The sequence below is a fragment of the Lentilactobacillus sp. TOM.63 genome (genome assembly GCF_030361045.1).
GTDB lineage: Bacteria > Bacillota > Bacilli > Lactobacillales > Lactobacillaceae > Lentilactobacillus > Lentilactobacillus dabitei.
Window position 1 is genome coordinate 1 of record NZ_JAUCAP010000070.1, and the last position, 13,362, is coordinate 13,362.

The 13,362-nt window shown below is 43.4% G+C and carries 12 protein-coding genes; 6 read left to right on the forward strand and 6 right to left on the reverse strand.

The window, feature by feature from the left end; genetic code table 11:
* Positions 1-175 precede the first annotated feature (175 nt).
* Genes lpdA through pdhA form a run of 4 tightly spaced genes read right to left on the reverse strand, consistent with a single transcriptional unit; the run spans position 176 to position 5,070 of the window.
* The gene (lpdA, locus tag QUF07_RS11285) at positions 176-1,600 is read right to left on the reverse strand and encodes a dihydrolipoyl dehydrogenase (RefSeq protein WP_289427477.1); all 1,425 of its coding nucleotides are present in this window, start codon (positions 1,598-1,600) and stop codon (positions 176-178) included.
* Positions 1,601-1,607: 7 nt separating this feature from the next.
* Positions 1,608-2,933, reverse strand: coding sequence for a 2-oxo acid dehydrogenase subunit E2 (locus QUF07_RS11290; RefSeq protein ID WP_217161600.1), 1,326 nt, complete (start codon positions 2,931-2,933; stop codon positions 1,608-1,610).
* Between the two features lie 35 nt (positions 2,934-2,968).
* Positions 2,969-3,946 (reverse strand): alpha-ketoacid dehydrogenase subunit beta, encoded by a 978-nt coding sequence (locus tag QUF07_RS11295; RefSeq protein ID WP_217161602.1) that lies wholly within the window; start codon positions 3,944-3,946, stop codon positions 2,969-2,971.
* 2 nt (positions 3,947-3,948) lie between these two features.
* The gene (pdhA, locus tag QUF07_RS11300) at positions 3,949-5,070 is read right to left on the reverse strand and encodes a pyruvate dehydrogenase (acetyl-transferring) E1 component subunit alpha (RefSeq protein WP_289427478.1); all 1,122 of its coding nucleotides are present in this window, start codon (positions 5,068-5,070) and stop codon (positions 3,949-3,951) included.
* A gap of 287 nt (positions 5,071-5,357) precedes the next feature.
* Here pdhA and def point away from each other — a divergent pair, with 287 nt between their 5' ends.
* Complete coding sequence (def, locus tag QUF07_RS11305; RefSeq protein ID WP_217161605.1) at positions 5,358-5,924, forward strand: peptide deformylase; 567 nt, start codon at positions 5,358-5,360, stop codon at positions 5,922-5,924.
* 136 nt (positions 5,925-6,060) lie between these two features.
* Here the strand turns inward: def and QUF07_RS11310 are convergent, their stop codons facing one another.
* Positions 6,061-7,344 carry an MFS transporter gene (locus QUF07_RS11310; protein WP_217161606.1) on the reverse strand — a complete coding sequence of 428 codons (1,284 nt, stop codon included), beginning with the start codon at positions 7,342-7,344 and terminating at the stop codon, positions 6,061-6,063.
* Positions 7,345-7,696: 352 nt separating this feature from the next.
* On the opposite strand from QUF07_RS11310, the gene QUF07_RS11315 reads away from it, so the two are divergent.
* Positions 7,697-8,608 carry a helix-turn-helix domain-containing protein gene (locus QUF07_RS11315; RefSeq protein ID WP_289427479.1) on the forward strand — a complete coding sequence of 304 codons (912 nt, stop codon included), beginning with the start codon at positions 7,697-7,699 and terminating at the stop codon, positions 8,606-8,608.
* 171 nt (positions 8,609-8,779) lie between these two features.
* Here QUF07_RS11315 and QUF07_RS11320 read toward each other — a convergent pair whose 3' ends face one another.
* On the reverse strand, positions 8,780-9,265 hold the full coding sequence (locus QUF07_RS11320; RefSeq protein ID WP_217161609.1) for a hypothetical protein: 486 nt from the start codon (positions 9,263-9,265) through the stop codon (positions 8,780-8,782).
* A gap of 190 nt (positions 9,266-9,455) precedes the next feature.
* Between QUF07_RS11320 and QUF07_RS11325 the strand changes: the two genes are divergently transcribed.
* From QUF07_RS11325 to QUF07_RS11340, 4 genes are all read left to right on the forward strand, one after another.
* Positions 9,456-9,677 (forward strand): DNA-directed RNA polymerase subunit epsilon, encoded by a 222-nt coding sequence (locus QUF07_RS11325; RefSeq protein WP_217161610.1) that lies wholly within the window; start codon positions 9,456-9,458, stop codon positions 9,675-9,677.
* A complete protein-coding gene (gene rnjA, locus QUF07_RS11330; RefSeq protein WP_289427482.1) occupies positions 9,674-11,362 on the forward strand; it encodes a ribonuclease J1 in 1,689 nt (562 codons plus the stop codon). Before QUF07_RS11325 ends, rnjA begins: the two co-directional genes overlap by 4 nt.
* A gap of 288 nt (positions 11,363-11,650) precedes the next feature.
* Positions 11,651-12,601 carry a diacylglycerol/lipid kinase family protein gene (locus QUF07_RS11335; protein ID WP_289427485.1) on the forward strand — a complete coding sequence of 317 codons (951 nt, stop codon included), beginning with the start codon at positions 11,651-11,653 and terminating at the stop codon, positions 12,599-12,601.
* 62 nt (positions 12,602-12,663) lie between these two features.
* Complete coding sequence (locus tag QUF07_RS11340; protein WP_289427487.1) at positions 12,664-13,308, forward strand: ADP-ribosylglycohydrolase family protein; 645 nt, start codon at positions 12,664-12,666, stop codon at positions 13,306-13,308.
* Positions 13,309-13,362: the final 54 nt, after the last annotated feature.

Here is a 13,362-nt window from a genome sequence, read left to right on the forward strand (position 1 = left end):
CGGCCATTTTAACTTCATAAGGAAACATAATAAAACCCCTTGAATTAGATTTCTCCAATTCAAGGGGTTCAGTTCAAATCAGGAATAATTGGTTCTTTTCGTTAAATTCTGGGATCAAAACACTTATTGTCTCAGTCCCCTTATAAAAACACGTCAAATTTTGCTTATTCCATCCCTAAATGTGAGTTGGGTAGTCCAGTGCGATATCCGCTGCTTCTTGAACGGGCTCGCTTAACGTTGGGTGTGGATGAATCGTCAGCGCAATATCTTCTACATTCATCCGGCCATTAACTGCCAGACTCAATTCTGCCACCAAATCACTGGCACCTGGGCCGGCAATTTCGCCACCGACAATTGTTTGATCATCTTTTGTATAAATCAACCGAACGAAGCCATCCGCTTGATCCAAAGAAACTGCTCGGGCATTCCCTGCAAATGGGAACTTCGCCGTTGCAACTTCCAATCCTTGATCCTTAGCTTGGGCTTCCGTTAAACCAACCACGGCGAGTTCGGGATCGGAGAAGCAGACCGCTGGCACGCCAATATAATCATTAGCGGTATTTTTACCAGCAATTGCGCCAGCAGCCACTTTGCCTTGGAAGAAGGCCTTATGGGCGAGCGCTGGCCCAGAGGCAATATCACCAATCGCAAAAATATGTGGCGAAGCTGTTCGGCCTTGTTCGTCGGTTTCGACAATACCATGATCGTTAACCTTAACCTTGGTATATTCAAGCCCTAAGTCATCGGTATTTGGTCGGCGACCAACGGTAACCATGCAATAATCGGCTTTAATTGTGGTTTGTTTGCCATCTTCTTCATAGGTAACAGTCACGCCGTTATCGTCTTGGCTTGAAGAAATTGCTTTGGCACTGGTATGAACATCAACGCCCTTTTTCTTCAATTGTTTCAAGACGAGGGCAACCATATCCTTGGTAAAGCCATTCAAAATGGAGTCGAGTCCTTCAATGATGGTGACATGGGCGCCAAGGTTAGCATATGCGCCAGCCAATTCAGTTCCAACGTAGCCACCGCCAATCACCACGAACTCTTTCGGAATTTCCGGCAAATTCAAACCACCTGTCGAATCAACAACCCGGCCTTCAAACTTAAAGCCAGGAATTTCAACGGGGTGCGACCCACTGGCAATGATCAGATTCTCAAACTGGATAGTCGTTCCAGTATCTGCGCTCATGAACTGCTGAGGCCCAGTCGGCATTACCCGCAGTTGGGTGTCACTATCAAGAACGGCTTCCCCGTGGATAATTTCCACCTTGTGCTTATTAAGGAGCATTTTAACGCCGTTGGTCATCCGATCAACAACCTTTTTTTGCTTCCATTCTTGGGTCTTCTTAAAGTCAATTGTGGCTGGTTGGGTTGTAATCCCATAAGTTGAAGCGTCATTTGCTTCTCTAAATCGATGCCCGGCAGCAATCAAAGCCTTTGACGGAACACACCCAACATTCAAACAGACCCCACCCAGGGTATCTGATTTTTCGATCAGGGTTACCTTTTGCCCCAATTCAGATGCTCTGATTGCGGCAACGTAGCCGCCAGGGCCAGCGCCAATAATAACCGTTTCTTTATTTTCAACATCTGCCATTATTCGATCATCCTTCCATCAACAACATTGCTGGATCATGAAGCAATTGATTCATGTAATTCAAGGCATTTTGAGCAAGGGCGCCATCAATTAATCGGTGATCATAACTCAATGAAAGCTTCATCATGTTACCTACTTTGATTTCGCCATCTTCATCGACAATTGGTTCTTTAGCAATCTTGCCAACTCCCAAAATTGCAACTTCAGGTTGATTGATAACCGGCGTGAACCAGCCACCACCAATTGAGCCGACGTTACTAATTGTAATGGAGCCGCCTTGCATCGTATCAGCCTTCAACTTGTTATCATAGGCTGCCTGACTGTTTTCACGGATTTCTTTGGCAATTTCAAACATCCCTTTGGAATCTGCATTCTTGATATTTGGAACGTACAAGCCATGATCAGTGTTCGTTGCAATGCCCACGTTGTAATAGTGTTTGTAAACAATTTCCTGAGTGCTGTCATCAATGGAAGCGTTAAATTCAGGATACTTCTTCATTACGGCAACAATTGCCTTCACAATATATGGTAAGAAGGTCAAATGGATATCCTGATCGGCAGCCATTTGCTTGTACTTCTTCCGGTTAGCCATCAAGGCACTCACTTCAACATCATCAAATGAAGTGACGTGCGGTGAAATATCCTTGGACGTCCGCATTGCTTTTGCGATCGTCTTTCGCATCATGGACATTGGCTCTCTGGTTTCAAGATCAGGCTCACCAGACTTCCATGGTTTGACTGCCTGACCACTGGCCCTTGTTTGTACCGGTGCAGCTTCAGGGGCCTTTTCAGCCGGTGCAGCAGCTGGAGCGGCGGTAGGATTAAAGTTGTCAATATCAGCTTTAGTGACCTGCCCATGATTTCCGGTCGCAGGAACCGCCGTGATGTCAACGCCTTTATCTCGAGCATACTGACGAACTGATGGCATTGCCTTCACAATTGCGTTTGGATTTGAAGCAGCCGGCGGAGCGGTTACCGTTGCGGCAGGCGCTGGAGCAGCGGGAGCAGGTGCTTCCTCTTTGGCTGGAGCGGGAGCAGCTTCTTCTTTAGCAGGTGCTGCTTCTTTAGGCGTCGTATCATCGCCGGTATCTGGAGACCCATCATCAATGGTGACTAGGACATCGCCGACTTCAGCCGTCTCTCCTTCTTTTTTATCAATACTTTTAATGGTTCCAGCAACTGGAGATGGCATTTCCTGGACGGATTTATCGTTTTGGATTTCGACTAAAACATCGTCTTCCTTAACTTTATCACCAACCTTCACGTCCCAGGCGGCAATTTCACCTTCCGTAATTCCTTCTCCCATTTCTGGTAGTTTAAACTTATAAGCCATGGGATCTAACTTCCTTTCTTTACCAAATTAGAATTTTAGTAGTTCAAAATTTCTCGAACTTTATCTTCAATATCATCTGCATCCGGAAGCCAGTCGTTTTCTGCCATAGCAAATGGGAAAATACTATCTGGAGCAGCAACTCGACCAATCGGCGCATCCAGTGACATGATGTCTTTTTCAGCAATATCTGCCGCAACTTTTGCGCCGGCACCGGTCATCTTCTGGGCTTCTTGAGCGATGACAACTTTGTGAGTTTTATCAATCGAAGCAAAGATCGTTTCATCGTCAATTGGTGATAATGAGCGTAAATCAATCACTTCAACCGAGATGTTTTCTTTTTCTAATTTGTCTGCTACTTTAAGTGCCTCATTAACCTCTGCACTATAAGCAACAATGGTAATGTCAGATCCTTCTCTTACAACGTTTGCTTTGTCTAGGGGAACCGTATAGTGGCCCTCTGGAACTTCTGCCTTCATCGAACGATAAAGCTTCAAGTTCTCCATGAACAGAACTGGATCGTTATTTTCAACGGCAGCAATAATCATTCCCTTGGCATCGTATGGATTAGCAGGGGTTACAACTCGCAGCCCTGGGATGCCAATGAATAATCCTTCCAGCGAATCACCGTGAAGTTCAGCGGTATGGGTCCCACCACCAAATGGGGTTCGAATCGTAATTGGCATCGAGATATCGCCTGAAGAACGGAAGCGGTTCCGAGACATTTGACCACCAATTGAGTCAACAGCTTCCATTGTGAATCCCATGAATTGAATTTCTGGAATTGGCCGCCAACCGGTCAATGACAGCCCAATGGACATACCTAAAATTCCTGATTCTGCCAATGGGGTATCGAAGACTCGATCAGTTCCATATTTGTCTTGGAGGCCTTCAGTTGTTCTAAATACCCCACCGTTCTTGCCGACATCTTCACCGAAAATCAGCGTTTTAGGGTCGTTTTGTAATACTTGGTCAAGCCCGTCGGTAATTGCTTTAATATACGTTAATTTAGCCATGATTATTTCGACTCCTTTGGTTCAAATTTCTTGATGTCAGCAGCTACATCTGAGGTTGGAACTTCAAATGTGTGCTTCAAGAAGTCGCTGATCTTTTGCTTAGGAGCGGCTTCAGCATCTTTCATTGCTTGCTTGAATTCATCTTTATATTGGGCAACTAATTGATCTTCTTTATCCTGATCCCAAAGTTTCTTATCGGTCAGCACTTTTCGCAACCGAATCAATGGGTCACGGTCGAACCATGGCTTTTCTTGTTTCTTTGTCCGATAACGACTTGGGTCATCACCAGCTGAACTGTGGGCACCAAATCGGTAGGTCAAAGTTTCAACTAATACAGGACCATTTCCAGCCGCAGCGAAGTCACGGGCATCTTTGGCAACTAAGTAAGTTGCTAAGATATCCATCCCATCAACTTGGGTTCCAGGGACTCCTGAAGCAACCCCTTTTTGAGCCAATGTTTCAGCCGCAGTCTGGGTGTTTCGAGGAACTGAAATTGCCCAGCCATTATTTTGAACAAAAAAGACAGCTGGAGCTTGGAATGAACTCGCAAAGTTAACGCCTTCATAGAAGTCACCCTGTGAAGTACCGCCATCACCTGTAAAGGCATAAGCAACGGTATCTTTTTCACCATTCTTCTTAATACCAAGAGCCGCACCCGCTGCCTGAACATATTGGGCACCAATAATGATTTGTGGAATCCAAGCACGGACGCCTTCTCTGAAGTAGTCATAGCATTGATAGTGACCCTTGGACCACAGGTAGCCTTCCTTAACAGTGGCGCCATGCTGAATCAATTGTGGTAAGTCACGGTATGCTGGGAAAAGGTAATCCTGCTTCTTCATAGCGGAGGCAGTTCCCATTTCGGAAGCTTCCTCACCATAAGTAGGGGCATAGAAACCCAAACGGCCTTGACGAGAGAAGTTCATGGTTTGTTCATGGAGGGCCCGCTCCCAAACCATCTTTTCCATCAAATTAACTAAATCATCGTCGCTAAAACGATCAAACAATTCTTGGTTAACGATTTTCCCGTTTTCATCAATAACTTGAATCGGTTTCTTGTAAGGATCGCTCATTGTGGATTTGATTTTGGCAAAATCAACAACTTGCTTGTCTTCTGCTGCCATAAATAACACTTTCCTTTCCTGTGAAGCTCGACTTGTGATGCACAATCGAATCTTTCTAAACCATACTTCAAATTTAGCATTTTTCGCAACCGTTTGCAAGCCCTTACATTACTATGAAACAACATTTTCGAAACGTTTTAACAAGTTACTGAAATCACATTTGAAATGACTTGTCGCAGTAAGAGATTGTGAAAATTCACAAAATAATTTGCGGATAGTTTTTTTAGCAGATTTACGCTAAAATGGTTGTTAGCGTTTAGTTCAAAATTTATTCGGAGGTCTTTGTAGTGTTTTTAATGAAAGATATTGTTCGAGATGGAGATCCGGTTCTCCGCAAACAAGCTCAAAAAGTCAAGTTCCCCTTAAGTAAGGAAGATCAACAGTTAGCTCACGACCTCATGGAATACTTGGAGGTTAGTCAGAATCCTGAACTGTGTGAAAAATACAAATTGCGTGCTGGGGTTGGCTTGGCGGCTCCCCAAGTCGGCGTATCAGAAATGATGGCGTCGGTATTGGTACCTAATGAAGACGAAAATGAAAGCGATAAGCCACTTTTCAAAGATGTCATTATTAATCCGGTGATTGTTTCAAATTCGGTTCAACGCGGTGCTTTGACTGAGGGCGAAGGTTGCCTATCAGTCGATAAAGATATTCCCGGATACGTCCCCCGAGCAGCCAGAATCACGCTCAAATATACGGACGTTAAGGGTGAAGATCATAAGATCCGACTGAAAAATTACCCGGCAATCGTCTGCCAACATGAGATTGACCATTTACATGGGACATTGTTCTATGATCATATCAATCAAGATAATCCGTTTGCCAAATCTGATGACGAAATTTTTATTTATTAGTTGCTAATCTGCAGAATCAACAGCTTAAAGCATGTACATAAGCCATTTTCATCGACAGTCCCGGCTAGGGATCTTCGATAAAGGTGGCTTATTTTTTGATGAGCTAACGGCTTTTCAACTAATCAGCTCAATCGCTTTAATGATTTTCCTCAATCGGCTGATTTGCACTCATTGGCTGACGACGTTCTTCACGATACATTAACCGACTCAGGACCATGGTGAATCCGATTAAGATCGCCCCACTGGCTGTGAAGTTAAGCCAACTTGGCCAAACTTGAAAAATGACTGTAAAGATAATAATGCCGATTGGAGTTGATGCCATGTTAATCGACATGACGGTCGAGGAAACCCGTCCCAATAAATCAGTAGGAACTGTCTTTTGAATATAGATCCCCATTGGCGTATTTAGAAATGCCAACGAAATCCCACTGATGCATAAAATGATTCCGCCAACCACTCGAAGCGCATTGACGCTCAATCCCGGAATGACCACAAAGCCAAACATCAATAAGGTCACGCCAACCAGCATAAATGCTGATGTCAAAATCCTGGTCAGCCGTTTAATTGGCGGCAACACCGCAATGACTAGATTCCCGATCAACACACCGGAAGCATAGAGTGAATTTAAGATTCCAAGGGATAGATCACCAGCATGCAGTTGATGCACCACCATGAATGGCATCCCAATATTTAACGCGGAAATCATCAGATTTAAAAAGGCCCCGCCGCTCATTACGCACCTCAAAAACTGATTGGAACCGATATAGTGTAACCCGTCTTTAAACTGGGCCCACTGAGACGCCGCATTATCACTGTGAATTTGAGCAACAGGTTGATAATGAAACTTCATTGAAAGAAGGATCACTAAGGTCAAGGCGTTAGCCGCAATCGAAAAGGCAATAAATGTTTTGAATCCTAATAACGCATAAAAAGAGGTCGCAACAATCGGTGAAAAGATGTTGGCAAATGACGTTGCTGATTGGGTGAGCGAGCTTAATTTTTGAATATGCTTCTCATTTACCAATTCGTGAATAGCTGCATTATAACCGGTTGTCATCACGCTTTGAACAATGTAGTTAATAATCAGGAATAACACCGTTGGGATAATTTTACCCACGCCGTGAAAATAACCGATCGTGAGTGCGTACCCGACCAAGGCAATTAAGCGAATCAGGATGCTGATCACCAGTAATGGTTTGTGGGGGTGCCGATCAACCAGATTGCCGATTGGCATTAATCCCAATAAGCTCACCAATGGCATGATGATCATCGATAATCCAAAGCTCAGTGACATCCCGGTTTCAGCAAGTAACATCAACCCCATCGCCAGCGAAAACATGTCCGCTGAAAACGCACTGATGAGATTGCTGGAAAAGTCTTTAATGATTTGAATATTTGATTGATGATCAGTAATTTCCATCGGTTAATCCTCCCTGAGTGACAAAAGTGAGCGGATCCAAGCAGTTAGAGATCGGAGTGTAAGTCTCCTCGAACAGAAATTCCGGGTTATGGAATTTTTGTTTGAGGTACTTACATGCAGATCTCTGCTTGGAGGAGCTGTCCTAAGAATAGTGAGCGGATCCAGGCGGTTAGTAACCGGAACGTAAGTCGCCTCCGAGGGGAATTCCCGGTCCTGGAATTTTTCTTGGAGGTGCTTACGTGCAGGTTGCTGCCTGGAGGAGCTGTCCTAATTGATTAACTTGAATATTACTAGCCATCCAGCGCTAAAAGGATTAAAATATGTTGCAAATGTGCGACATAGGAGGACAAAAATGGCATCTATCGGGGAAACGGTTAAGAAAATTCGCAACATCAAAGGATTTACCCAAAAAGAAGTATATTCGGGCATCGTGTCACGATCCTTCGCCAACCGATTTGAACGTGGGCTCAATGATGTCAGTGCATCCAAGCTGTTTGCCATTCTCGACAACTTATCAATTTCAGTCGATGAGTTTCGCTTTATTCAAAATGATTATCATCAGACGGCCACTCAAGAACTTGATAATCGACTTCGGAAAGCCTACGATGCTCACAATCTTCAAATCATGGGCAAGATTGTCGCCGATCATAAAGAAAGCCCAAATCTCGGGTTACGGTCTCTAGCAGCGACCGGTGAAATTTTGATCGAGTGCTATTATTCCAAAACCATCACGGTTACACCAGAAATCGACAATCTTTGGAATAAGCTGTTTTCGTCCAAGACTTGGACCATTCAAGAAATTAAGTTTGCGGATATTCTATTTGTCATTGCAATCAGTAAGGGGAAAGCCGAGCTAATCCCTGAAATATTTGATCAATTTGAAAAAAATTGTAAACAATACATTTCGCTTGAAAACGATCCATTTGACATGTCAACTGAATTAATGAATATGTATTTGACGGTCTTTCAGATTCAGCTTAATTTGACTGAATATGACCGGGCCAGAAAACTCATCGATAGAGTGATGGTCATCGATCCTCACACTTTATCAGCTGATGGGAGAATCATGCAGCAGCTGATTAATGGCGTTTGGCAGCTATACTTCGGTGACGAAACAAAAGGTGATCAAATTCTGAAAGCAATTGAACAATTTGAGGGGCTGTATTCGCCGCCGATCGATCATAACGCAATGGGAATTATTGAAATTCGGCGGAAATTGGCGAAACAATATCGAAAAGAATTGGGCAAGCAGGCAACTGATTAATTAGCTTTACATGAAAACTGTTGTTTTAGAAGTTGTCGTTTTCTGTTGTGGTCGATCGAATTTTAGCTGGGCTACATCATTAATTGGTCGTTTCCAAATAAAAATCCCCGAGCAAGAATTTCTGCTTGAGGAGAGTGATTTACCAACTATTAAGTATTTAAATTCCACACATTACAACCTTTTCAAATCATCCACATATTCCACGGTGGTCAGGTTAACCAAGTAGGCCACATCAAAGTGGAGCCGATCATCCAACTGCCACATATCTGTGACCATAAAGACTGGCTGATCCACGTTTTCAAAATGAACGTGCATGTGGTGATTATTCCCATAATCAACCAATGCCGTGGCGAGAAGCTTTTTAAATTCAGGGATTGTGCCTTTCATCTTGCTAATTGGCAAATGATATTCGAAGGCCATGACCCCCCGCCCCCAAATTTCTGCAATTTGTTCGGAGCGTAAGTCGGAATTGTCAAACGTCTCCAGATCACCGAATTTCATCAGCTCATGAACGGCCGTTTTCACCGCCTCGTTGCAAACTCGTTGGGCTAACGCTGTTCGTTTGCGGCTTGGACGGGTAACGAATAAGTAATGAATCAAGTTATAGATAGCAAACGCCGCAACCAGGCCAATGACAATTTGGATAATTAATTCCATACTTAGCTCCCCATTTCTTTTCGTTACACTAATTCTACCATGACATCATCAAGACGATTACTTTCAACTTTATATACTTATGTTTTATAATATGGTAATATATCGTTATTAGTTGTGTTTTCACAACCACTAGTCCGAAGAGAAACCCAACTGTTTCTTAAATAAAGTATAATTTTAAAGGAGTTTTTTTATGATTTGGAAAGTATTATATCAACCCAGCAAGAAGCAAAGTCCTCGCCGGGAAACGACCCATGCCCTTTATGTGGAGGCAGATACCGAAGTGGAAGCTCATGCACTTGTCGAAGATCATACCGACTACGAAATTGAGTTTATTGAGCCATTACAAGGCAAGCACCTCGAATATGAGCAAGCCAATGAAGACTACAGGTTAACGGAGTTCAATAATAAATGAAAAAATTAAACGTCAAAAATAACGAAGCAGCTATCTATGGCGTTGGTGGTCTAGGTGAAATTGGTAAAAACACCTATGGAATTCAGTTTCAAGATGAAATTATTTTAATCGATGCCGGCATCAAGTTCCCAGAAGATGACCTTCTGGGGGTTGATTACGTCATCCCTGACTATCAATATCTAGTGGACAATAAGGACAAAATCAAGGCACTCGTCATCACCCATGGCCATGAGGACCATATTGGTGGAGTTCCTTACCTGATGAAGGTTTTGAATGTTCCTATTTACGCTGGCCCATTAGCGATGGCACTTATCAAGAACAAGTTGGAAGAACACGGTTTGCTGAACTCGGTTGAATTACATGAGATTAGCGATAAATCTGTGCTCAAGTTTAGAAAAATGAAGGTTTCTTTCTTCCGGACGACCCATTCAATTCCAGATACTGTCGGAATTGCCGTTCACACTCCGGTCGGCGTCATAGTGGAAACCGGTGATTATAAGTTCGATCTGACCCCAGTGACCAACCAGCCGCCTGATTTACAAGAGATGGCCCGATTGGGTGTTGAAGGTGTTCTGTGCTTAATGTCTGATAGTACGAACGCTGAGAAGCCAATTTGGACCCACTCCGAAAAATGGGTTGGTAATTCGATTGCGCATATTTTTGATCAGATTCAGGATCGAATTATTTTTGCCACTTTCGCTTCGAACATTTCGCGGATTAAGACTGCCTGTGATAACGCGATGGCTCACGGTCGTAAAATCGCCGTCTTCGGCAGAAGTATGGATGCGGCAATCGTTAACGGTCGCGAACTTGGCTATCTAGATATTCCAGACGATGCGTTTGTGGATGCCCATGATCTCCAATCACTTCCTGCCAATAAAACGTTGATCTTATGTACGGGATCACAAGGTGAGCCAATGGCTGCCCTTTCACGGATTGCCAACGGGACCCACCGTCAGATTTCAATTCAACCAGGCGATACAGTTATTTTCTCAAGTAATCCAATCCCTGGTAACACGACTAGCGTTAACAGCGTCATTAATAAGCTTGAAGAAGCCGGCGCCAACGTTATTCATGGTCGGGTAAACAACATTCACACTTCTGGTCATGGTGGCCAGGAAGAACAAAAGCTGATGCTCCGCTTGATGAAGCCGAAGTTCTTTATGCCGATTCACGGTGAGTATCGAATGTTGAAAATTCACACGGAACTCGCAGAACAATGTGGGGTTCCAATGGATCATAGCTTCATCATGCAAAATGGTGATGTTCTGGCTCTTTCAAAAGATAATGCCCGAATGGCTGGTCATTTCCAAGCCGGTGATGTTTACATTGATGGCAGCGGAATTGGTGATATTGGCAGTATTGTCTTGCGAGACCGTCAACTATTATCTGAGGAAGGCATCGTTGTTGTCGTTGCCACAATCAATTTACACAACCAGGAAATTCAATCTGGGCCAGATATCTTGTCCCGTGGGTTTGTGTACATGCGAGAATCTGGCGAGTTGCTTGATGAAGGCCGGCGACTTGTTTTCAAGACCATTCGAAAAGCAATGCGTGCTAAAAAAGCAACGGAGTCTTCAATTAGAAACGCCGTTATCGATGACTTACAAGAATTCCTCTATGATAAGACGGAACGTCATCCAATGATTTTACCAATGCTTATCATGAATGGAAATCAAAAATAGGTTTTCAACTGATTCCATAATGACTTAGTAGGCTTGAGATTGGGACAAAAATCACTTTGATCCCAGAATCTAAGTGAAAAAGCAGTGCATTCTGGTTTTGGAATGCATTGCTTTTTTGCTTAGATGGCCGGGATCAGCCATTTGTCGCAAGTTTTATCAATATAAGAATGTGCATTTCAGTTGCATTGATAGATCATTTGCCAACAACTGTCTCAACCTCAAGCTTTTCTACTACATATTTTTAATTTTAACTATAATTAACTGTTATGGGGGGGTAATCATTAACCGATGGAATATTTTATCATATTGAACAAATGTGCCGGTGGTAATAAAGCACGTTTGCTATGGCCAAAAGTTGAAGCCCGGCTAAAACAATTAAATATTTCGTCTCGCACTTTTGTTACCCAATATGACGGTCATGCGGTTGAATTGGCAAACCAAATTCTGGGCCAAATAACTCACGCCCATCATTCCGATGCGGTGGTTATGGCTGCCGGTGGTGATGGCACTCTCCATGAAACGCTCTTAGGCTGTATTGGCTATTATGCAACTCATTCTTCTGAATCCAAGGTCCCGATTGCTTTCTTACCAATTGGTTCGGGAAATGACTTCGCCAGGGCGCTCAAAATCCCCTTACATTGGGACAAAGCCCTGGAGCAAATTTTACATTGCTCGAAAGCCGCACCGTTAACCGTTGGTCAGTACACCAACCTGGATACTCATGATGAGGGCTATTTTACCAACAATTTTGGCATTGGGTTTGATGCCACGGTCGTCCATGATGCCAACAGGTCATCCCTAAAAAACAGCCGATACTTTGGGAAATTTTCATACTGGATTTCAGTTATCAATGCATTAAGAACCTTTCAAGGCTTTAACACCCACGTTAAGATTCCAGGCAAGCCAGAGGAGGTCTACCAAAATGCCTTTTTAGTAACAACGACTAATCTGCCCTACTTCGGCGGTGGGATTAAAATTGCCCCAGATGCGTCAGCGTATAAAAATCAACTGGACCTGATAATTGTTGAAAAACCTAATCCAATTCAATTGCTTTTATTCGTAAGTATGATATTTTTAAAGAGACATTTAAGTTTGCGATTCATCCACCACTACGTTCAAAAGGAACTTTTAATTTCCACCAAAGACTACAGATACGGTCAAATTGATGGTGAAGAGCTAGGTGAGCGGACTTATAATCTCAAGTTTGAAACTGCCAGCTATCCCTTTTGGATCCGGTAGTCGATCCAATTAGAACGCCACACCCCACATTTCATCAAGAAATCCTAAAACGAGGTAATTTCATGTATTCAACCAGCTACCTACTATTTCAATCTATAACAGCCGTTGCTTTAGGCGATGCTTTGGGCGTTCCTTTTCAGTGCGAAAAACGACAAGATTTATTGGAAAACCCCATCCATGCCATGATTGGTCACAAGGAAAATGACGTGCCTGCAGGAACTTGGTCGGACGATACCTCGTTAACCCTTGCCTCACTGGTTAGTCTGACGCAAGGATACAATCTTTACGATTTAATGATGCGCTACTCCCAGTGGTACCACTTTGGTGACTACACACCATTTGGCATGACTTTTGGTGTTGGTAAAACAACCGGGGATGCGATCCGTCGGTTTGATTCCGGTATCAAGCCGGAATTATGTGGCGGCGATTCTGAAATGGACAATGGCAACGGTGCACTGATGAGAATGATGCCATTAGCGTTCTATATTTTAACCAGTTCAAATGGATATCAATATAACGATGATATCGCCCGTTTGGTTCATGAATATACATCTACGACCCACCGCCATCCACGGAGCTTAATTGCTTCCGGCATCTTAACGAACGTGATTATCAGATTAGTGTACAATCCAAATAAATACGCCATGCTAAGAGCGGTAAAAGAGTGTCTGGACTATTATCGAACTGAGGTGTACCCCAAAAGTTAAAGTAAATATTTGCTTGTCTTTCCTAGGCGGCACGGAGTCGATAGCTTATCGGCG

Excerpts from the sequence above, each read along its gene's own strand:
- pdhA (WP_289427478.1), bottom strand. The coding sequence starts at position 5,070 with ATGGCAGCAGAAGACAAGCAAGTTGTTGATTTTGCCAAAATCAAATCC.
- QUF07_RS11335 (WP_289427485.1), top strand. The coding sequence starts at position 11,651 with ATGGAATATTTTATCATATTGAACAAATGTGCCGGTGGTAATAAAGCA.
- QUF07_RS11315 (WP_289427479.1), top strand. The coding sequence starts at position 7,697 with ATGGCATCTATCGGGGAAACGGTTAAGAAAATTCGCAACATCAAAGGA.
- lpdA (WP_289427477.1), bottom strand. The coding sequence starts at position 1,600 with ATGGCAGATGTTGAAAATAAAGAAACGGTTATTATTGGCGCTGGCCCT.
- QUF07_RS11310 (WP_217161606.1), bottom strand. The coding sequence starts at position 7,344 with ATGGAAATTACTGATCATCAATCAAATATTCAAATCATTAAAGACTTT.
- rnjA (WP_289427482.1), top strand. The coding sequence starts at position 9,674 with ATGAAAAAATTAAACGTCAAAAATAACGAAGCAGCTATCTATGGCGTT.
- QUF07_RS11295 (WP_217161602.1), bottom strand. The coding sequence starts at position 3,946 with ATGGCTAAATTAACGTATATTAAAGCAATTACCGACGGGCTTGACCAA.
- QUF07_RS11340 (WP_289427487.1), top strand. The coding sequence starts at position 12,664 with ATGTATTCAACCAGCTACCTACTATTTCAATCTATAACAGCCGTTGCT.
- QUF07_RS11290 (WP_217161600.1), bottom strand. The coding sequence starts at position 2,933 with ATGGCTTATAAGTTTAAACTACCAGAAATGGGAGAAGGAATTACGGAA.
- QUF07_RS11325 (WP_217161610.1), top strand. The coding sequence starts at position 9,456 with ATGATTTGGAAAGTATTATATCAACCCAGCAAGAAGCAAAGTCCTCGC.
- QUF07_RS11320 (WP_217161609.1), bottom strand. The coding sequence starts at position 9,265 with ATGGAATTAATTATCCAAATTGTCATTGGCCTGGTTGCGGCGTTTGCT.